The sequence below is a fragment of the Streptomyces thermolilacinus SPC6 genome (assembly GCF_000478605.2).
Lineage (GTDB): Bacteria > Actinomycetota > Actinomycetes > Streptomycetales > Streptomycetaceae > Streptomyces > Streptomyces thermolilacinus.
Map to the genome: position 1 here is coordinate 4,795,570 of NZ_ASHX02000001.1, position 19,915 is coordinate 4,815,484.

General features: G+C 74.8%; 12 protein-coding genes. 4 read left to right on the forward strand and 8 right to left on the reverse strand.

Annotated features, from left to right (window positions below; genetic code table 11):
• Positions 1-37 precede the first annotated feature (37 nt).
• Together pulA and J116_RS20765 are read left to right on the forward strand one after the other, a co-directional pair.
• Positions 38-5,461: a pullulanase-type alpha-1,6-glucosidase gene (pulA, locus tag J116_RS20760; protein ID WP_394331493.1), complete on the forward strand. Its 5,424-nt coding sequence runs from the start codon at positions 38-40 to the stop codon at positions 5,459-5,461.
• Positions 5,462-5,562: 101 nt separating this feature from the next.
• Complete coding sequence (locus J116_RS20765) at positions 5,563-5,913, forward strand: 5-carboxymethyl-2-hydroxymuconate Delta-isomerase (protein ID WP_023588997.1); 351 nt, start codon at positions 5,563-5,565, stop codon at positions 5,911-5,913.
• Positions 5,914-5,925: 12 nt separating this feature from the next.
• Here J116_RS20765 and J116_RS20770 read toward each other — a convergent pair whose 3' ends face one another.
• Positions 5,926-6,729: a TetR/AcrR family transcriptional regulator gene (locus J116_RS20770; protein WP_051203581.1), complete on the reverse strand. Its 804-nt coding sequence runs from the start codon at positions 6,727-6,729 to the stop codon at positions 5,926-5,928.
• 63 nt (positions 6,730-6,792) lie between these two features.
• On the opposite strand from J116_RS20770, the gene J116_RS30165 reads away from it, so the two are divergent.
• The gene (locus tag J116_RS30165; RefSeq protein ID WP_023588999.1) at positions 6,793-7,275 is read left to right on the forward strand and encodes a hypothetical protein; all 483 of its coding nucleotides are present in this window, start codon (positions 6,793-6,795) and stop codon (positions 7,273-7,275) included.
• A 22-nt stretch (positions 7,276-7,297) separates the two neighbouring features.
• Here J116_RS30165 and J116_RS20780 read toward each other — a convergent pair whose 3' ends face one another.
• Together J116_RS20780 and J116_RS20785 are read right to left on the reverse strand one after the other, a co-directional pair.
• Positions 7,298-9,280 (reverse strand): hypothetical protein, encoded by a 1,983-nt coding sequence (locus tag J116_RS20780; RefSeq protein WP_023589000.1) that lies wholly within the window; start codon positions 9,278-9,280, stop codon positions 7,298-7,300.
• 64 nt (positions 9,281-9,344) lie between these two features.
• Positions 9,345-12,485: an alpha-N-acetylglucosaminidase gene (locus J116_RS20785; protein WP_023589001.1), complete on the reverse strand. Its 3,141-nt coding sequence runs from the start codon at positions 12,483-12,485 to the stop codon at positions 9,345-9,347.
• 78 nt (positions 12,486-12,563) lie between these two features.
• Between J116_RS20785 and J116_RS20790 the strand changes: the two genes are divergently transcribed.
• Positions 12,564-13,028, forward strand: coding sequence for a hypothetical protein (locus J116_RS20790; protein WP_023589002.1), 465 nt, complete (start codon positions 12,564-12,566; stop codon positions 13,026-13,028).
• Between the two features lie 51 nt (positions 13,029-13,079).
• Here J116_RS20790 and J116_RS20795 read toward each other — a convergent pair whose 3' ends face one another.
• The 5 genes from J116_RS20795 to J116_RS20815 all read right to left on the reverse strand — a co-directional run bounded on the left by J116_RS20795 (position 13,080) and on the right by J116_RS20815 (position 19,811).
• Entirely contained in the window at positions 13,080-14,588 is a 1,509-nt protein-coding gene (locus J116_RS20795) for a DUF1996 domain-containing protein (RefSeq protein ID WP_023589003.1), read from the reverse strand.
• 159 nt (positions 14,589-14,747) lie between these two features.
• Positions 14,748-15,743, reverse strand: coding sequence for a Rossmann-fold NAD(P)-binding domain-containing protein (locus J116_RS20800; RefSeq protein ID WP_023589004.1), 996 nt, complete (start codon positions 15,741-15,743; stop codon positions 14,748-14,750).
• Between the two features lie 198 nt (positions 15,744-15,941).
• Complete coding sequence (gene glnII / locus J116_RS20805) at positions 15,942-16,973, reverse strand: glutamine synthetase (RefSeq protein WP_023589005.1); 1,032 nt, start codon at positions 16,971-16,973, stop codon at positions 15,942-15,944.
• Between the two features lie 148 nt (positions 16,974-17,121).
• The gene (locus J116_RS20810) at positions 17,122-18,399 is read right to left on the reverse strand and encodes an ARPP-2 domain-containing protein (RefSeq protein ID WP_023589006.1); all 1,278 of its coding nucleotides are present in this window, start codon (positions 18,397-18,399) and stop codon (positions 17,122-17,124) included.
• A complete protein-coding gene (locus J116_RS20815; protein WP_023589007.1) occupies positions 18,396-19,811 on the reverse strand; it encodes a hypothetical protein in 1,416 nt (471 codons plus the stop codon). Before J116_RS20815 ends, J116_RS20810 begins: the two co-directional genes overlap by 4 nt.
• Positions 19,812-19,915 lie beyond the last annotated feature (104 nt).

The window sequence follows — 19,915 nt, forward strand, 5'->3', positions numbered from 1 at the left end:
CCTCCTCTCGTACGACCCTCACCGAGGAGAACCCGCCTTGATACGCCTGAGTCCCCCGGCACGCCACCGGCGGCGACGCCTGCCGCGCAGAGCGGTGGCCGCCCTCGCGGCGGCGACGCTCACCGCGCTGGCCGTCCCCGCCGCCGTCCAGGCGAGCGCCACCCCCCGGCCCCCCGAGCCGCCGTCCGACCGGCGCCTGGCGGCCGAGCCGACGCGGCACGACCTGACCCGCGAGCAGTTCTACTTCGTGCTGCCCGACCGGTTCGCCAACGGCGACCGGGGCAACGACCGCGGCGGGCTCACCGGCACCCGGCTCGCCACCGGCTACGACCCCACCGACAAGGGCTTCTACCAGGGCGGCGACCTCAAGGGCCTCACCCAGCGGCTCGACTACATCAAGGGCCTCGGCACCACCGCGATCTGGCTCGCCCCGATCTTCAAGAACCAGCCCGTGCAGGGCGAGGGCGAGAACGCCTCCGCCGGGTACCACGGCTACTGGATCACCGACTTCACCCAGGTCGACCCGCACTTCGGCACCAACGCCGACCTGGAGCGGCTCATCGACCAGGCCCACGCCAAGGGCATGAAGGTCTTCTTCGACGTCATCACCAACCACACCGCCGACGTCGTGGACTACGAGGAGAAGTCGTACGAGTACCTCTCCAAGGGAGCCTTCCCGTACCTGACGAAGGACGGCAGGCCCTTCGACGACGCCGACTACGCCGACGGCGAGCGCCGCTTCCCGAAGACGGACCTCGACTCCTTCCCGCGCACGCCCGTCGTGCCCGCCGACAAGAAGGACCTGAAGGTCCCGGCGTGGCTCAACGACCCGTCGATGTACCACAACCGGGGCGACTCCACCTTCGCCGGTGAGTCCTCCACGCACGGCGACTTCGTCGGCCTGGACGACCTGTGGACCGAGCGTCCCGAGGTCGTCGAGGGCATGGAGAAGATCTACCAGCGCTGGGTGCGCGACTTCGGCATCGACGGCTTCCGCATCGACACGGTCAAGCACGTCAACACCGAGTTCTGGACCCAGTGGGCCACCGCCCTCGACGAGTACGCCGCAGAGCGGGGCCGCGACGACTTCTTCATGTTCGGCGAGGTGTACTCCTCCGACACCGACATCACCTCCCACTACGTCCGCGAGGGCCGCCTCGACGCCACCCTGGACTTCCCGTTCCAGGAGGCCGCCCGCCAGTACGCCTCCCAGGGCGGCTCCGCCAAGAAGCTCGCCGGGCTGTTCGGCGACGACCACAAGTACACGACCGACAAGGCCAACGCGTACGAGTCGGTCAACTTCCTCGGCAACCACGACATGGGCCGCTTCGGCGCGTTCCTCAAGCAGGACAACGCCGGCGCGTCCGACGCCGAACTGGTCAAGCGGTACGCCCTCGCCAACGAGCTGATGTTCCTCAGCCGCGGCAACCCCGTCGTCTACTACGGCGACGAGCAGGGCTTCACCGGCCCCGGCGGGGACAAGGACGCCCGCCAGACCCTCTTCGCCTCGAAGACCGCCGACTACCTGGACGACGACCAGCTCGGCACCGACCGCACCCACGCCGCCGACGCCTACGACCCGGCGCACCCGCTGTACCGGCAGATCGCCGCGCTCGCCAAGCTCCGCAAGGCGCACCCGGCGCTCGCCGACGGCATCCAGATCGAGCGGTACGCGGACGGCGGCGCCGGCGTGTACGCGTTCTCCCGCATCGACGCGAAGGCCCGCACCGAGTACGTCGTCGCCGTCAACAACGCCACCGAGGCGCGGACCGCCGAGCTGGCCACCGAGTCGGCCGGCACCGCCTTCCGCCCCGTGCACGGCGAGGCCAAGGCCGTGACCAGCGGCGGCGACAAGAAGATCACCGTCACCGTCCCGGCCCTGTCCGCCGTCGTCCTCAAGGCCGACAAGCCCCTCACCGCCCCCGCGACCGCGCCCGCCATCGACCTGAAGGCCCCGGCCGCGGGCGCCTCCGGCACCGTCCAGGTCACCGCCGATGTCGACGGCGGCCAGCTGAACCGGGTCGTCTTCGCCGCCCAGCAGGGCAACGGCAGGTGGCAGGTCCTCGGCACCGCCGACCACGCCCCCCACACGGTCACCCACAAGATCACCGCCCCGGCGGGCACCCCCGTCCGGTACAAGGCCGTCGTCGTCGACGCGGCGGGCCGCACCGCGAGCGACCTCGCCACCACCACCGCGGGCCAGGCCCCGGCCACCCCGGTGCCCACCGCCACCCAGCGCGACTACGCGATCGTCCACTACAAGCGCGCCGACGGCGATTACACGGACTGGCGGCTCTACGCCTGGGGCGACATCGCCGACGGCGAGGCCACCGAGTGGCCCGAGGGCCACGCCTTCACCGGCCGCGACGCGTACGGCGCCTTCGCCTACGTCAAGCTGAAGCCGGGCGCGGCGAACGTCGGCTACCTCGTCATCGACAAGAACGGCAACAAGGACGTCTCCGCCGACCGGACCATCGACCTGTCGAAGACCGGCGAGGTGTGGGTCGAGCAGGGCAAGGAGACCGCCCTCGACCAGCCGCCCGCCGGGGCCTACCCGCCGCAGGACACCTCCAAGGCCGTCCTGCACTACCACCGCCCGGACGGCGCCTACGACGGCTGGGGCCTGCACGTCTGGAACGGCGCCGCCGAGCCCACCGACTGGTCCAGGCCGCTGACGCCGGTCCGCACCGACGCGTACGGGGCGGTCTACGAGGTGCCGCTCGCCCGGGGCGCCACGTCGCTGAGCTACATCCTCCACAAGGGCGACGAGAAGGACCTGCCCGCCGACCAGTCCCTCGACCTCACCGCCAACGGCCACGAGGTGTGGATGCTCGCCGGACAGCAGAAGTACCTGCTGCCGCAGCCCAAGGGCGGCGGCGCGGCCCTCGACCTCGCCAAGTCCACCGCCGTGTGGATCGACGCGAACACGGTCGCCTGGAACGCCTCGGCCACCGCCGCATCCAGCCAGCTCGTGTACTCGCCGACCGGCTCCCTCGCCGTGAAGGACGGCGCCCTCACCGGTGAGGACCGCGCCCACTGGCTGCGCCTGAACCGCACGGCGCTCACCGACGCGCAGAAGGCGGCGTTCCCGCACCTGGCGAAGTACACCGCCTACGCCGTGGACCCGCGCGACCGCGACCGGATCCGCACCGCCCTGCGCGGCCAGCTCGTCGCCACCCAGCGCGCGGCCAGCGGCGCCCTGCTCACCGCGACCGGCGTGCAGACCGCCGGGGTCCTCGACGCCCTGTACGGCGAGAAGGCCGAGTCGAAGGCGCTCGGCCCGGTCTTCAGGGGCGGCGCGCCGACCCTGTCCGTGTGGGCGCCGACCGCACAGTCCGTCGCCCTTGAACTGGACGGCCGCACCGTCCGCATGAAGCGCGACGACACGACGGGCGTCTGGTCCGTGCAGGGCTCGAAGTCCTGGACGGGCAAGCCGTACCGGTACGTCGTGAAGGTGTGGGCGCCCAGCGTCGGCAAGATCGTCACCAACAGGGTCACCGACCCGTACTCCACGGCCCTCACCACCGACTCGGCGCGCAGCCTCGTCGTGGACCTGTCCGCGCCCGAGCTGGCCCCCAAGGGCTGGGCGAACCTCCGCAAGCCCGCCGCGGTCCCGCTGCGCGACGCGCAGATCCAGGAGCTGCACGTCCGCGACTTCTCCGTCTCCGACCCCACGTCGAAGCACCCCGGCGGCTACCTCGCCTTCACCGACCGCGACTCGGCCGGGATGAAGCACCTGACGAAGCTCGCCCGCAGCGGCACCTCGTACGTCCACCTGCTCCCGGCCTTCGACATCGGCACCATCCCCGAGAAGAAGTCCGCGCAGACCACCCCCGACTGCGACCTGAAGGCGTACCCCGCCGACTCCGAGCGGCAGCAGGAGTGCGTCGCGAAGGCCGCCGCGAAGGACGCCTTCAACTGGGGATACGACCCGCTGCACTACACGGTGCCCGAGGGCTCGTACGCCTCCGACCCCGAAGGCACCCGCCGCACCGTCGAGTTCCGGCGGATGGTCCAGTCCCTCAACGACGCCGGCCTGCGCACCGTCATGGACGTCGTCTACAACCACACCGTCGCCGCCGGTCAGGACGACAAGTCCGTCCTCGACCGGATCGTGCCCGGCTACTACCAGCGGCTCCTCGCCGACGGCTCCGTCGCCACCTCCACCTGCTGCGCCAACACGGCGCCCGAGAACACGATGATGGGCAAGCTCGTCGTCGACTCGGTCGTCACCTGGGCGAAGGAGTACAAGGTGGACGGCTTCCGCTTCGACCTGATGGGCCACCACCCGAAGGAGAACATCCTCGCCGTCCGCAAGGCGCTGGACGCGCTGACCGTCGAGAAGGACGGCGTGGACGGCAAGAAGATCATCCTGTACGGCGAGGGCTGGAACTTCGGCGAGGTCGCCGACGACGCCCGCTTCGTCCAGGCGACCCAGAAGAACATGGCGGGCACCGGCATCGCCACGTTCTCCGACCGGGCCCGCGACGCCGTGCGCGGCGGCGGCCCCTTCGACGCCGACCCGGGTGTCCAGGGCTTCGCCTCCGGCCTGTACACCGAGCCCAACGGCTCCGCCGCCAACGGCACCCCGGCCGAGCAGAGGGCCCGCCTCCTGCACTACCAGGACCTGATCAAGGTCGGCCTGTCCGGCAACCTGGCGGACTACACCTTCACCGACACCACCGGCAAGCGCGTCAAGGGCGCCCAGGTCGACTACAACGGCCAGCCCGCCGGGTACGCCGCCGCCCCCGGCGAGGCCCTCGCCTACGCGGACGCCCACGACAACGAGACCCTGTACGACGCGCTCGCGTTCAAGCTCCCGGCCGGGACGTCCCCGGACGAGCGGGCCAGGATGCAGGTCCTCGCCATGGCCACCGCCGCGCTCTCGCAGGGCCCGGCGCTGTCGCAGGCCGGTACGGACCTGCTGCGCTCCAAGTCGCTGGACCGCAACTCGTACGACAGCGGCGACTGGTTCAACGCCCTCCACTGGGACTGCCGCCTCGGCAACGGCTTCGGGCGCGGACTGCCGCCCGCCGCCGACAACCGCGACAAGTGGCCGTACGCCAAGCCGCTGCTGGCCTCGCCGGAGCTGAAGGCGGGCTGCGCGCAGATCGACGGCGCGTCGGCCGCGTACCGGGACCTGCTGAAGATCCGCACCACCGAGCGGGCGTTCGGCCTCGCCACCGCGGACCAGGTCCAGTCGGCCCTGTCGTTCCCGCTGTCCGGGCGGGACGAGACGCCGGGCGTGATCACCATGCGCCTCGGTGACCTGGTCGTCGTCTTCAACGCCACGCCCGAGCGGCAGAAGCAGACCGTCCCGGCCCTCGCCGGAAAGGGCCACGCCCTGCACCCGGTCCAGGCGGGCGGCGCCGACGCGACGGTGAGGACCGCCGTGTACGACACGGCGTCGGGCACCTTCACCGTCCCGGCGCGGACGGTGGCGGTCTTCACGGCCGAGTAACCCCCCACGGGCGCGGCGCCCCCTTCCCGTACGGGGAGGGGGCGCCGCGGTGTGTCCGGCGGTATTTGCGCGGGCGGCGGGGGACGGGCGAGGGTGGGGGCATGCCGCAGATCACCGTCGATTACTCCGCCGCGCTCCACGACAGCTTCGACCGGCGGGGCTACGCCAAGGCCCTGCACCCCGTCGTCGTGGACACCGTCGCCGCCCGCGCCGAGGCGTGCAAGACCCGCGTCCGCGCCGTGGAGGACTTCACCGTCGGCGACGGGACGGGCGGGGACGCCGTCGTCCATGTGGAGATCGCCCTGGCGGCGGGCCGCACGGAGGAGGTGAAGGGCCGCCTCGCGCAGGCCGCGGCCGCGCTGGTACGGGACTTCCTGCCCGCCGCCGACGGGCCGGCCGTGCACATCTCCGCGGAGGTACGGGACCTCGACCCGGCCTACCGCACGGCCTGAGCCGACGCGGGCTCAGCGGGCGTCGGCCTGGGCGGTACCGGGCTGGGCGGTGCCGGGCTGGTTGGCACCGGGCTGGGCGCTGCCCGCCGTCGCGCCCGCGACGAGCGTCACGAGCCGCCCGACGAGGTCGCCGAACGGCCCGTCGGCGGGCTCGTCCGCGAGCATCCCCGCCATGAAACCGGCCATCTCCTCGTCGTACGCGGCGCTCACCGCGACCAGCGCCCCGAAGTCGGCCACCAACTGCCGCTCCAGTTCGGCGCGCGGGATGCGGCGCTGCCCGTCCAGCCAGATCAGCGCCGTCGACTCGGCCAGCGCCACCCAGGACCGCACCACCAGGTCCAGCCGCACGGGCGGCCGCCCGCGCACCCCGAGGTGCGCCATGACGTGGTCGTACGCCGCCTGGCGCACCCCGTCGATCACCGTGTGCGTCGCGGACGCCGTGCCGCCAGGACGTGACGCGCCGGTGAGGAAGGCGGGGCCGCCGCGCATCAGCGCCGTGAAACCGGGCCCGTGCTCCTCCACGAAGTCGAAGAACCGGCCGATCACCCGCAGGAGCCGCGCCCCGACCGGGCCCTCGTGCGGCTCCACGAACCGGCGCGCCAGCTCGTCGGCGGCCCGCCGCAGCGCCGCCTCGTACAGGCTGTGCTTGCCGGGGAAGTAGTGGTAGACCAGCGGCCGGGAGATGCCCGCGGCCGCGGCGATCTCGTCGATGGACACCTCGTCGGGGGAGCGGTGGCCGAACAGCTCCAGCGCGACCCCGATCAGCTGTTCCCTGCGTTCCTCGACGCCCATCCGTCTGCGCACCCCGGTCGTCATGCGAACAGACTAACGGCCGCCCTTCGAACAGCGGGGTCAGCACGGTCGGTTACGCTCCGGGACATGACCACAGCGGACCAGGAGACCTCCGGCAAGGCGCCCGCCCAGGACGCCGAGAACGCCCCCGCCAAGGCACCCGAACCGGCCACGCCGGACCCGCGCGAGACGGAGAAGGCGGAGAAGGCGGAGGCGGCCGAGACCGCGGCGCCGGAGGCCGACGCGGCCCGCGCGGCCGACGGGGCCCATGGCGCCGGCGAGGGCCGCGCGCCCGACGAGCAGTCGCCGCACGACGGGCTGACCCCGCGCCAGGCGCGGCGGCTGCGGGTCGTCGTCGCGACGGTCGTGCTGGTCACCCTCGCCGCGGTCCTCGCGCTGCGGCTGGCGAGCCGTACGTCGGTCCTGGTCGTCGGGGTGTACGGGCTGGCCATGATCCTGTGCGGAGTGGTGATCGAGCTGAGCCGCCACGGCCGCACCCGCCTGGGCACCTGGCTGCTCGGCACGGGCCTGCTCGCCGCCCTCGCCGCCGACTGGCTCCTGCTGCCCTAACCGGAGCCGCGGCGGGAAGTGCTCAGCGCAGCGCGTCGATCCGCTTCCCGTCCTCCAGCTCGCCGGTCAGCTCCACCCGCGCCCCCTGCTCCGCCCTGACGGCCAGCAGCCGCCCGTCGGCGTCGTCCTCGATCCCGCCGGACGTGGCCAGCGACGCGACCCCGGGGCTTCCGGCGGCCAGGACGTACCACTGGTCCGCCGGGTCCTTCCACAACACCCCGGCCAGTACGCGCGGTTCACGCGTCCCGCAGGCCGGGGAGTCCTCGGCCTTCGCCGCCAGCGCCCCGGAGGGCAGCGGCCTGCCGGGTCCCGCGTCCGGCGCGGGCGGCTGGAACTGCGCCAGCACCCTGCTGCCCGGCCCCCGCCACGTCTCCGCGCGGGTGCACAGCCACGCCGCCCTGCCGGTGCCCGCGCCGGGCAGCTCCTGCTCCGCGAACCGCCACGAGTTCACCGACCGCACGCCCAGCGCCCGCATCGACGGCAGCAGGCACGCCGTACGCGCCCACTCGCGCCGCGCGCCCGCGCCCGTCACGTCCACGGGCCTGTCCGGGGCGCCCGACGTGAGCCGTACCGGGGTGATCTCGCCCAGGTCGGTCAGCACCCGCGTGCCCTCGCCGTCCCGTACCTCCAGGACGTCCCAGGACCGGCAGTCGCTCGCCGCGGCCGGGGTCTGCATCGGCGCGGTCACCCCGGCGGCGTCCCGCTCCAGCGCCCGCGCCTTCCCGTCGGGCAGCAGCAGGTCCCGTACGGCCACACCCCGCACCCAGGGGGCGGTCAGGTACCGCACGTTGGCGTGGGTGCGGCCCACCACCAGGGCCGCCGACGCCGCCGTGTCGGCCCCGTCCGTACGGGCGAAGTCCAGCGCCGCCACGTCCGTGCCGTCCACCGGCTCGGCGTACCGCACGGCCCGCAGCCCGTCGTGGAACAGCACCACCCGGGCCCCGTCCACCTCGCCCGCGAACAGCAGCTGCGGCGGGCCCATCGGCGGCCCCGGGAGCGTGCCGGGCGTCGCCGACGCCTGCACCCGCGTGCCGGGCCGCGCCCACACCGCGAGCGCCCGGCGCAGCAGCGCCTCGTCGTCCACGAGCCCGCCCCGCGCGGGCCACACCGTGAAGTCCGTACGGGACGAGCGCTGCCACGCGGCCGGTGCGACCCGCCGCAGCTTCACCGGGTCCAGCGCCGCCTCCGACGCCGGGTTGCGCGCGTACGGCGGGGCCGCCGCGCCGTCCCGTCCCCAGCCCTCGCCGGGCATCCCCAGCAGCGCCCCGCAGACGACCACGGCGGCGCCCGCCGCGAGCGCCGCCTTCGCGTGCTGGCGCCGCCGCATCAGGTCCGTGGGCCGCGCCTGGAGGGAGCACGGGTCGAACTCCGGCGACTCCAGCAGCGCCGCGCCGCCCGCCGCCTCCGCCCGGCCCGCCTCCGCGAGGGCGGCCTTCGGGTCCTCGACGCCGAGCGCGGCCAGCATCCGCCGTACCTCGGCGTCGCCCTGCCGCTCCAGGCAGCGCAGCACGTACGCGGCCCTGCCCGGGCCCGACAGGGCCGCCATCCGCTGGTCCAGGGCCAGTTCGTCGGCGCCGCCCGACCGGGGGAACAACCGCAGCCCCCACACCATCGGCAGCAGCGGGGGCAGTTGCGCCCGCTTCGGCCACGCCCGGCGGCGCAGCGGCAGCCCGGCCTCCAGGGCCTGCCGCAGCACCCGCCCGCGCACGTACGCGTACCCGGGGTCCACGGCGTCCTCGGGGCGGCGCTGCGCCGGCATGGCCGCCTCGTCGCCGAGAGCCGTGCGCCGCCGCGGCAGCGACCGCTGCACCAGCGCGTGGGCCGTGAGGACGCGCCGGTTGCGGCCGAGGGACGGCGGCAGCACCAGATAGGCGATGCGGACCAGCCGCGGGTAGTGCTCGACGAGCGCGGCCTCCGCCTGCTCCACGTCCACGGGAGCGACGGCGGAGGCCGCGACACGGGACTCGGCGGCTTTACGGCTGTGCTGGGCTTCCTGGGTGCTCACGTTCAGCGCAACGAGCTACCTGGGGGTAAGTCACCTCGGCCCCGCACGTCCCGCCCTCCGGCATTCACGCCGCGCCGTCCGGCCCTCCCGCCGCGCCCGGTGCACCCCATCCCGCGAGCGCCTCGAACACGGCCGTGCCGCGTGCCCCGCTCCCGCCGTGCGCGGCCGTCATGAACACCCCCGCGTCCTGGACGGCGGCCGCCCCCGGCACGTCACGCACCGGGACCGTGGCGACCGTACGCCAGGTGGCGCCGCCGTCCGTCGAGCACGCCCCCGTGTACGCGCCCGACGCCCGGACGAGCCGCAGCAGCACCGGCGCCGCCACGCCCGGCACCTGCCGGTACGTGTCGAGGGCGCCGTCCCCGTCGGCGTCCCACGCGAGGGCCACGCCCCGCGCCGGGGTCACCGCCAGGTACAGCAGCCCGGGCGCGCCCGGCACGGCCAGCGCGTTCCGTACGACGATCCCGGCGCGCGCCCAGGGGCCCGTCGCCGCCTGCGCCGCCACCCGCACCTGTGGCGCGCCGCCCTCCGCGAGGCAGCCCTCCCGGTAGAAGGCGCCGAACTCAGCGACGCGCCGCCACAGGTCCCGGCCGCCGCCGTTCACCGCGTACCGCCCGCCGAGCCGCCCGAACACGGCGCCGTTCGACGTGTACGTCCGCCATCCGGCGCCGAGCGGGCCCGCCGCGTACAGCTCGCCCCGCTGCCGGGCCGTCACCGGGCGCTCGCCCGCGGGGCCGTACACCGCGCGGACCGTGTACGGCAGCGGCTCGACCGGGTCGGTGAGCGGCCCGGCGGGCGCGGTCACCCGCCACACCGCGTCGGCCGTCCCCGCGGCGGGCACCGGGCCGACTCGGTGCGCCGGGAGCGACCCGAACGCCGGGCAGTCCAGGGCCAGTTCGACCGGCCCGGTGCCGCGCAGCCCGCTGGTGTTCCGGAACGCCACGGTCACCTCGGCGGCGCCGCCCGGCACGAGCGCGGGCGGGTCGCTCACGACGGTGACGGCGCCCTGGTACGGGGCGCGGGCCAGCACGTCCCGGACACGCAGCGCCGTGCGGTACGGGTCGCCGGACGGCCGCACGGCGTACGGCTCCGCGCCCCGGCTCCACGCCTCCTCTGCCGCGTACCAGTCGGCCCGCCGGGGCGCGCGGCCCTGCGCGAGCGCGTCCTCCACCTCCTCCAGGTACGCCCGCCAGCGCGGCAGGTACACGTCGGCGATCAGCCCGGCCCAGTCCCGGTTGGCGTACCCGGCGAGCCGCCCGCCGTCCGCCGCCGCCCGGTCCGCCCACGAGGTGAGGAGGGTCCGCGCGGTGTGTTCCAGGCCCTCGCGGCGGGCTTCGGCCAGCCACGGGCCGAGCAGGAACGCCCGGTGCGCGCCCGCCACGTCGTCGGCGAGCCGCATCAGCCGCAGCCACAGCGCGGCCAGCCGCCGCAGGCGTGCCGGGTCCCGCGCCGCGTACGCCGCGTCGAGCTGCCCGATGAGCTGCCAGGACCGGTTGGCGAGCGCCTGCCGGGTCACGTCCGTCAGGTCGTACCGGTACGCCTCCGAGCCGCGCAGCTCCTCCCGTACGCCGAGCAGCGCGGCGAGCGCCGCGTCGAACGCGGCCGGGTCGTAGGCGGGGGAGCGGGTCGCGTAGTGGGCGCCGGAGCGGGCGGCCAAGGACGGCCGGGCGGCGAACACCGAGTCGTGCGGCCGCGCGTCGGTGCTGGTCAGCCGGTACGCCGTGGCGCCCAGGGCGGTGAACGCGGCACGGGCCGAGGCGTCCGGGGCGCCGTAGCGCGCGTCGGCCCAGCGGGCGAACCAGTCGGCGGGCTCCACCGGCCGCTCCCGCCAGGCCAGTTCGGTGAACAGCTCGAAAGCGGCCGGGTCGCGTTCGGCGGCCTCCGGCATGTACGCCGTACCGGTGAGGGCGGAGCCGGGCCGGTCGCGCCAGGCGGTGAACCGCCCGGCCCACCGGTGCGTCGCCGCGCCGAGCGTGGTGCGGCCGCCGAAGTTGGGGATCGAGCCGAACGCGTACGGCGTCCCGCCCCAGTCCCGCTCCCGGTCGGTGACCGCCTCCAGGTCGGACAGCCCGTCCACCACGAGGAGCCGCGACCGGTCGAGCGCGTCGAGCAGCTCCCGGCGCGGGTTGGCCTGCCAGCCGAGCATCACCCACGTCGCCTCCGGGAGCGCCGCGCGCAGGGCCGCCTCGACGGCGCGGGCGGCGTCCGGCACGGGTACGTCGCCGGGGCTGCCGCCCTCGTGGAGCAGGTCCATCTTCACGTACCGCGCCTCGCCGAACAGCTCCCGCTGGTGCCGGTGGTACGCGGCGGCGACCCGGCGGAACGCGTCGGTCCGCGGGTCCAGCCAGTCGGGGCGGCGCATCCCCGCCCACGTGCCCTGCGGGACGGTACGGGCGCCGGGCACGCGGTCCGCGAAGCCGTCCGGGACGGTCCCGAAGAAGCCGGGCAGGACGGGGGACATGCCCAGTTCGCGGAGCCGGCCCGCGATGCGGCGGCCGAGCGCGGCGCGGCGGGCGAGCAGGTCCGGGGAGGGCGGCCCGCCGTACCCGCTGAGGTTCTGGAGCAGCCACCACGGCTGGTGCGACGGCGCCGGGAGCCACGCCCGCGTCTCGGCGTCCGTGTAGCCGTACTCGCGGAGCAGCCGGTGGTACACGGCCTCCGCGCCGGTGGTGACCAGCACCTCGTTGCAGCCGTGCAGCGCCAGCAGGTCGATCAGCCGCTCCCAGCGGGGCCAGTCGGCGTACGGGGCGGTGTAGCCGTCGTGGGTGTCGTTGAGCACGAACCGGTGCGGGACGGTGGCGCGGTGGGCGAGCGGCCCGGGCGGGGCGGGCAGCACGCGGGGCAGCTCCGGACGGCTCCCGCACCACGTGAGGGGCGCCCGGCACACGTACTTCAGATACCAGTGGACGCCGGTGAGCAGGGCGACGGGCCCGGTCCCGGCGACCTCGACGCGGCCGGGCACGCCGGTGACGCGGAACCGCTCGGGGCCGGAGCGGAGCCGTACGAGCGTGAACTGGTCCGCGCGGTCGGCTGGCAGGACCCGGTGGAGGGCGGCGCGCGCGGCGGCGACGGGGTCGGCGGCGGTGGCGGTGCGGGCGGTGCCGGCCACGGGGTCGGTGGCGGTGCGCGCGGTGGCGGTGTGTCCGGCGAGCGCGGCGGTCGCTCCGGCGGCTCCGGCGGTGCCGAGCAGGACACGACGGGACATTCGGGATGGTTCGGGCACCGTCGCAGGTTACCCGGGGTTCGGCCCCTGAACGCGGGTGCGAAACGGCACCATGGCCGGATGAGCACGGAACGCGCGCGTACCGCCATATCCGCCCTGGCCCTGGTGGCCGTCGCCGCCCTGTCGTCCTGCACGGCGGACGGTGCGGAGAAGGGCCCCGGGCACGGCTCGGGACCCGCCCACGCCGCGCCGTCCGCGGCGAGCGGGACCCTGGAGCAGCTGGCCGAGCGGGCCGGCTGCACGCCCGACATCCAGACCGAGGCGGAGGAGCTGCGACAGGCCAACTGCCGTACGGAGCACGGTCGGTACGTGCTGGCGACGTTCTCCACCGACCGGGGCCAGCGGGAGTGGCTGAACAGCGCGAAGGACTACGGCGGCAGCTACCTGGTCGGCGCCAAGTGGGTGGCGGTCGCGGAACCGGCGGTCCTCACGAAGCTGCGCGGCCGGCTCGGCGGTGACGTCGAGACCGCCGCCCCGCACCAGTCGGGGGGCGGGGAGGGGGCCTCGGGTCACCACGGGAGCTGACCGCGCAGCGGGGGGGCAGGGCTGTGGGGGGGGAATCCTTCCGTGCGCGGGTCAGGCGCAGCGGCGACCGGTGTTGATGCAGTCCACCATCCTGTCCATCAGACGGCTGTCGAAGACGTTGATGAAGTCACCGTGGTCCGTGATGGGCTTGTGGAGCTGCTCGGGGAACGAGTCCACCGCGAAGACGGCCCGCGGGGGCACGTCGTAGACGATCCGCTGCACCAGCTGCGGGATGGCGCGGAAGCCGTCGGGGCACTGCCCGTCGTCGTCCGCGAACGCCACATGGGTGCGGTGGTTGGCGCTGTCGATGTTCCGGCCGTCCCAGCAGCTCTGGAAGTTGAAGGTCCGCACCACCTTGCTGCCCTGGGGGCACACCGGGTACTTGTCCTTCAGCTGCCGGTTCTCGAAGCCGGTGCAGCTCCAGGAGGCGTTGGCGTTCGCGTCGCCGTTGGTGAAGGCCTTGGCGTCGCCCGTGATGATCCGCAGGAACCGGGGCATCTCGGTGACCTTGGACACCGGGCTGCCGACGAAGTTCATGGTCACCTCGTCCGGGGTCAGGATGCGTCCGACGTTCCGGTCCTTCCCGCCGCCGTCCTCGTTGACGTCCGCGTCGTTCTGGCCGTTCTGGACGCGCAGCACGGGCCAGTAGTACGTGGACCGGTCGCCCTGGTTGCGGCAGGTCGTCCGGCCGTTCGCGAGGTCCCTGTTGTCGGAGAAGGCGTCCGTGGCCTGGTTGCCGACGTAGTCGTGCATGTGGTGGGCGCCGTTGGGGACGCCGGGCGCGACGATGACGTTGTCCGGGTTGAACTTCTTGTTCTCGTTGCGGCCGCATTCGGAGACGAAGGAGCCGGTGGAGGCGTCGCCCTGGGCCCGGGGTCGCCGGACGTCGGGCTGGACGGTGCGGATGTCCACGAAGTCACCGGCCACGGGCCCGTTCCCGGCCTGCCCGCCGTTGCCCCGGCCCTGGTTCCCCTGCCCCTGGTCACCGCCCTGGCCCTGGTCACCGTCCTGGTCGTCGTCCTGGCCTCCCTGGTCCTGGCCGTCGTTCCGGCCGTCCCGGTCCTGCTGCCCGTCCTCGCCGCGCAGGGAGCAGGGCGCCAGGTCCTCCATGCCGTCGGGCCGCCGGCCGACGCGGTCGATGGCGTCGGCGATCCGCTGGATGCTCGCCAGCCGCTCGGTCCGCAGCGGGCCGAGGATGACGTTCTCCGCGAACGACGGGTCCCGCGCGATCTGCTCCCGCGACTGCGCGAGCCGCTGGTACGCGTCGGTGACCCGGTTGTCGATCCGGGCCAGCTCCAGGTCCACCTCCCCGCGAGCCCGGCCGGGCATGTCCTGCGGCAGCCCGTCCGCGACCTCCGGACAGTCGATGGTGGACGCCTGTAGCGCGACGTTCCCGAACGGCTGCTGCTCTGGCTGCTGGTCCCGCTGGCCGCCCGGCCAGCCCTCTCCGGCCGACGCGTAGAAGTTGGCGGCCAGCAGCCCGCCCCCGCCCAGGACCAGTGCGGCCGTGGCGGCGATGGCCCGGTTGGCCAGCGTCGATCGTTTGCGTGTGCGTCCCATGGAACTCCAATCCCGGCAGGGAATAGCTCCGTTCCATACGGACGGCGAAGGCGCGGCGTTCAACCCGACCCGCCCGGCCCCAGCACGCCCGGCCTCGCGGCCGAGCCACCCGCCAGGCCGGCCACCCGCCAGGGCCGGCCGACCGCCCCCGATCCGGGCCTACAGCCCCAGCACCTTCGCCTCCACCTCGGGGCTGATGCCCACCGGGTCGCGGTCGGGCCGCTGGGGCGCCTCGCCGCCCAGGCCGCGCAGCCACGCCCAGGTGTCGGCGACGGTCTCCTCGGCGGGGCGGCACCAGAGCCCGGCGGCGAGCGCCTTGCTCACGTCGGTGCCGTGCATCGTGTCGTGCAGTTCGCCCGGCGGGGTCCACACGGGCAGCCCCGTCCACGGCTCGACACCCGCGGCGAGAATCGCGTCGGGCGCCGTCCAGCGCAGCTCGGCGTCCGAGCCGGTCACCCGCACGCAGGCGTCGAGCAGCTCGCCCATCGTCGTGTGCCCCGGCCTGCTGACCAGGTCGTACGGCCCGGCAAGCCCGCCCTCGGCGGCGTCCAGCAGCCACCCGGCGAGGTCCCGCGCGTCGATGTACTGGAGCGGCAGGTCGCGGGGGCCCGGCGCCAGGACGGGACCGCCGCGCGCGATCCGGTTCAGCCACCACGGCAGGCGGCCCACGTTCTCCCACGGCCCCAGGATCAGCCCGGCCCGCCCCAGCAGCGTCCGCTCCGGACCGAACGCCCCGACCGCCGCCAGCTCGCCGCCCCGCTTGGCCCGCGCGTACGGCACGTCGTCACCGTCGTCCGGCGACGCCTCCACCACGGGCTTGTCCTCGCGCAGTTCGGCCACCACCGGCCACTCGTACACGGAGCAGCTCGACACATAGACGTACCGCCCTGCCCTGCCCGCCAGCAGCCCGGCGGCGTCCCGCACCGCCGACGGCGCGCCCGACCAGGTGTCGACCACCACGTCCCACTCGCCCTCGCTCAGCGCGCCCAGACCCGCCCCGCCGGGCAGCGACCGGTCGCCGCGCAGCACCGCCACACCGGGAGGGGCCCCGTGCCGCCCCCGGTGGAACACCGTCACCTCCCACTCCCGGGCGAGCGCCCTCTCGACGACGGCCCGCCCCACGAACTCCGTACCACCCAGGATCAGAAGCCTCATGCTTCGACTCTGCCCCGCCGCCCCCGCCCCGCCCAGCGCTTCCGCTACCGGAGGAACTCCCGGAACCGGAAACTCCGCCCGGGCCCCGCACGGGAGCACGAAAGGGGGCGCCCCCGGCCGGACGTAACCGGTCGGGGGCGCCCCACGGGCACGGCGGCGTCACCGCGTCGTCGGCGTCACCGCGTGTTCGCTGCGGGATCAGACCTGTCCGGCCTTCTCCAGCGCCGCGCAGCACGTGTCCACCAGCAGGCGGGTCACGACGTAGGGGTCGACGTTCGCGTTCGGGCGGCGGTCCTCGATGTACCCCTTGCCGTCCTTCTCGACCTGCCACGGGATGCGGACCGAGGCGCCGCGGTCGGACACGCCGTAGCTGTACTGGTCCCACGGGGCGGTCTCGTGCAGACCGGTCAGGCGCTCGTCCACACCGGCTCCGTAGTTCTTGACGTGGTCCAGCGGCTTGGAGCCCTCGCCGAGCGACTCGCACGCGGTGATGATCGCGTCGTAGCCCTCGCGCATCGCCCGGGTGGAGAAGTTCGTGTGCGCGCCCGCGCCGTTCCAGTCGCCCTTCACCGGCTTCGGGTGCAGCGTCGCGGACACCTGGAAGTCCTCGGCGGTGCGGTACAGCAGCCAGCGGGCGATCCACAACTGGTCGGCGACGGTGACCGGGTCGAGCGGGCCGACCTGGAACTCCCACTGGCCCGGCATGACCTCGGCGTTGATGCCGGAGATGCCCAGACCCGCCGCGAGGCAGTTGTCGAGGTGCGCCTCCACGATGTCGCGGCCGTGGATCTCGTCCGCGCCGACACCGCAGTAGTAGCCGCCCTGCGGGGCGGGGAAACCGCCGTCGGGGAAGCCGAGCGGGCGGTGGCCCTTGAAGAACGTGTACTCCTGCTCGATGCCGAAGATCGGCTCCTGGGCGGCGTACCGCTCCGCGACCTCGACCAGCTCGGCCCGCGTGTTGGTGGAGTGCGGGGTCATGTCCGTGTTCAGGACCTCGCACAGCACCAGGATGTGCTCGCCGCCGCGGATCGGGTCCGGGCAGGAGTAGACGGGCTTCAGCACACGGTCCGAGGAGTGGCCCTCGGCCTGGTTGGTGCTGGACCCGTCGAAGCCCCAGAGCGGCAGCCCGGCGACGTCCGCGACCGCGCCGTCCAGGATCTTCGTCTTGGAGCGCAGCTTGGCGGTCGGCTCGGTGCCGTCGATCCAGATGTACTCAGCCTTGATGGTCACGGGGCCTCATCCTTTGCGGGTGCAGCGGTATGCCGCGCAGCTTGGCAACCGGGGATTTCCCGGCGATTGCCCGTTTGTGAACCCCGTGTTACTCGGCCCGCTCCCGTGTTACACGCCCGTCTTCCCGCACCGCCCCCGTGCCGCGGCCTCAGCCGCCCCGCAGGTCCCGGACGCGCCGGGCGACCGCGTGCGCGTCGAGCAGCTCACCGAACCCGGCGCGCCGGACGCGGGCGACCAGCTCCTCGTACCCGGTCCCCATCGCCTCCGCCGTACGGGCGAGGTCCCAGTCGCAGTCGGCGAGCCGCCGCAGGACGTAGCCGCGCCGCACCTGGTTCTCCGACAGACGGAACGTCTTCAGGTACGCCGTCCGCCCCTTCCGGTCGGTGATCACCTCGCCGATGTGCTGCCCGCCCGTTCCCGCCCGGAACGGCGGAAGGAACCGGTACAGCCGGAACGGCCCCGCGTCCCGGACCCGCTCCCAGGCGTACGTCGTCTCCAGCAGCTCCCGCGCCATGATCCCGTCGTGCGCGGCCGTCCATGCCCGCTCCTGGGCGCGCGCGGCCGCCCGCAGGTCCGCGAGGGTGCGCACGCGGCCGTCCGCGTCGTCGATCCGGGCGGTGAACCCGGGCACCGGCCGCCCGTACAGCGCGTACTGGTGGACCAGCTCCCCGTACAGGTCCTGGACCAGCGACGGGTGCAGGGCCCGGTAGTCGTCCGGGTGCGGCACGACGAACGCCGCGGCGAGGGCGTCGCCCGCGTACACCATGACGCCGCACTGCCGCGGGTGGACCTCGAAGACCCGCAGCGCCTCGGCGAGCCCCCGCACGGTACGGCCCGCGTACGCGTCCTCCTCGCGCGGTGACAGGCCCCGGCGCACGGCCTGCCGGGACCACTCCTCCCACACGATCGAGGGGCCGCCGAAGTGCAGCGCCAGGTAGCCCTCCAGCGCCAGGTGCAGCGGCAGGAACCGCAGCCGCTTCCCGCCCCCGCGCCCTTCACCGCCGTCCCCGCCGCCGTCCCCGCCCCGGACCCGCTTCACCATCCGGTGGTGGGACCGCACCGGCACGCACTCCGGCGCGTACTCCGCCGAGCGCCCCCGGCCGCGTTCCGCCCCGCGCCGGTCGCCGCCCGCGCCGAGCCGCGTCCCGTACGCCGCGCCCGCCCGGCCCTGCCCGCCCGCCCCGGCGCCCTTGCCGCCCGACCAGTCGGCGACGAAGCCGTGCGGGATGTACGACGTGTACACGTGCTGCCGGTCGAGCACGACCTGCCCGTACGCGCCGCCGGCGCCGCCCTCGCCGTCCCCGTACAGCTCGGCGTGCAGCCGCAGCCCCTCCACGGGCCGCTCCCGCAGCAGCGGCACCAGCCGGATGCCGCCCCACACCTGCGCGGGCCCGGCGGTCAGCCCGGCCAGGTCGATCCGGGTCACGCGTCCCCCAGGAAGAGTGCGATACGACGGTCCAGGTACGCCCGCAGCTCCGCGAGCCCGGTGCGGCCCTCCGCGAACTGGGCGATCTCCACCAGCGACGGCACGTCCTCCGCGTCCCGCACCCCGGCCGTCGGCACCGAGGGCGCGAGGCGCCGTACGTCGAAGCCGTCCGCGTCGTACACCGGGTTCAGATGCGTGACGCTCGTCCGCCGCTCCGGGTCCAGCCGGGACCGCCACACGCGCAGCACCTCACCGGCCAGGCCGGGCGGCGCGTTGTCCCAGCCGTCCGACACGATCAGCAGCCGCTCCGGGCCCGTCCCCAGCGCGTCCAGCACCCGCGCCCCGAGCGGCGTCGCGCCCCACGGCCGCACCATCAGCGGGTCCGTCGCACCGGACGTCCACAGCGGCGCGTACCCGCCCGGCGCGGCCAGCGCCTCCAGCAGGAAGTGGCAGCCCAGCGCCACCGCCAGCGGACGGCGCCGCTTCACCCCCGACCCGTACGACGAGTAGCTGTCGTCCAGCACCGCCGCGACCCGCCCCCACGTCCCCGCGTGCGGACCCGCCGCCCGGCGCGCCGCCGCCCGCAGCGCACCCGTCAGCTCCGCGCGGCGCGCCGCCCGCTCCTCGAAGCCGAGCGACAGCGCGTACAGCGCGAGGCGGGTCAGCGGCATCGCGGCGAGGTCCGCGGCGGGCGGCCCGTCCCGGCCCTGCGCGCGCAGCCGCTCCAGGCGGGTCATGCGCGGCGCCATCCGCTCCAGGAACACCGCGCGCGGCACCCCGTGCCGGGCGGCGAAGCCCTCGGCGACGGTGAACGGCAGCTCGTACAGCGCCCCCTGTTCGTGGCGGGCGCGGCGGTGCGCGTCGAGGCGCGGGTCGTCGTAGCGGGCGCGGCGGCGCGGCGCGAACAGGAAGTCGCCCACCTCGGCGGTGCCGGGGCGCAGATGGGCGTGGCGGGCGGCGCGCTTCAGCCCGGCCCGGTACTTCACCGCGTCGTGCGCCGGGTCGGGGCGGGCGGCCAGCCAGTCGCGCATCACCGCGCGGGTGCGCCGGTTGTTGACCCGGGCGGCGCGCAGGGCGGCGAACAGCCGGTACACGCGCGGCGGCGGCAGTGCGGCGAGCCGGGCCGCGATGAGCCGCCCTTCGAGCCGCTTCTCGTCCGGCGTCGCCTCGCCGGCGTGGCGCAGCAGGTTCTCGACGACGAGGGCGGCGTTGTGGTCGTTGATGTCGAGGGCGAGCGAAGCGGCGTACAGGGGCCGGTAGTTGACGCGTACGTACGCGTGGAGGAAGCCCAGCGACAGCCGCTGCTCGTCGGCCGTCGCCCGGAACTCGCGCTGCCCGGTCGCCGTCACGGCGGCGTTGACGAAGAGAAGCACGTCCTCGGCGGCGACGAGATCGGAGAAGGTGTCGGCCATGGTCCCCCCGTCGGCCTGGTACGCGTGGGCGCCGGCCGGGGAATGGGGGCGTGAACAGCGAAAGCGTTGCTTTACAGGGCAGGTCTCGGAAGTCACGCCGGAGT

What these genes read in the sequence shown, in the direction of transcription:
- J116_RS20815 (WP_023589007.1), bottom strand. Translation starts at nt 19,811, where the DNA reads ATGGCCGACACCTTCTCCGATCTCGTCGCCGCCGAGGACGTGCTTCTC.
- J116_RS20785 (WP_023589001.1), bottom strand. Translation starts at nt 12,485, where the DNA reads ATGTCCCGTCGTGTCCTGCTCGGCACCGCCGGAGCCGCCGGAGCGACC.
- J116_RS30165 (WP_023588999.1), top strand. Translation starts at nt 6,793, where the DNA reads ATGACCACAGCGGACCAGGAGACCTCCGGCAAGGCGCCCGCCCAGGAC.
- J116_RS20800 (WP_023589004.1), bottom strand. Translation starts at nt 15,743, where the DNA reads ATGAGGCTTCTGATCCTGGGTGGTACGGAGTTCGTGGGGCGGGCCGTC.
- J116_RS20770 (WP_051203581.1), bottom strand. Translation starts at nt 6,729, where the DNA reads ATGACGACCGGGGTGCGCAGACGGATGGGCGTCGAGGAACGCAGGGAA.
- J116_RS20765 (WP_023588997.1), top strand. Translation starts at nt 5,563, where the DNA reads ATGCCGCAGATCACCGTCGATTACTCCGCCGCGCTCCACGACAGCTTC.
- J116_RS20795 (WP_023589003.1), bottom strand. Translation starts at nt 14,588, where the DNA reads ATGGGACGCACACGCAAACGATCGACGCTGGCCAACCGGGCCATCGCC.
- J116_RS20790 (WP_023589002.1), top strand. Translation starts at nt 12,564, where the DNA reads ATGAGCACGGAACGCGCGCGTACCGCCATATCCGCCCTGGCCCTGGTG.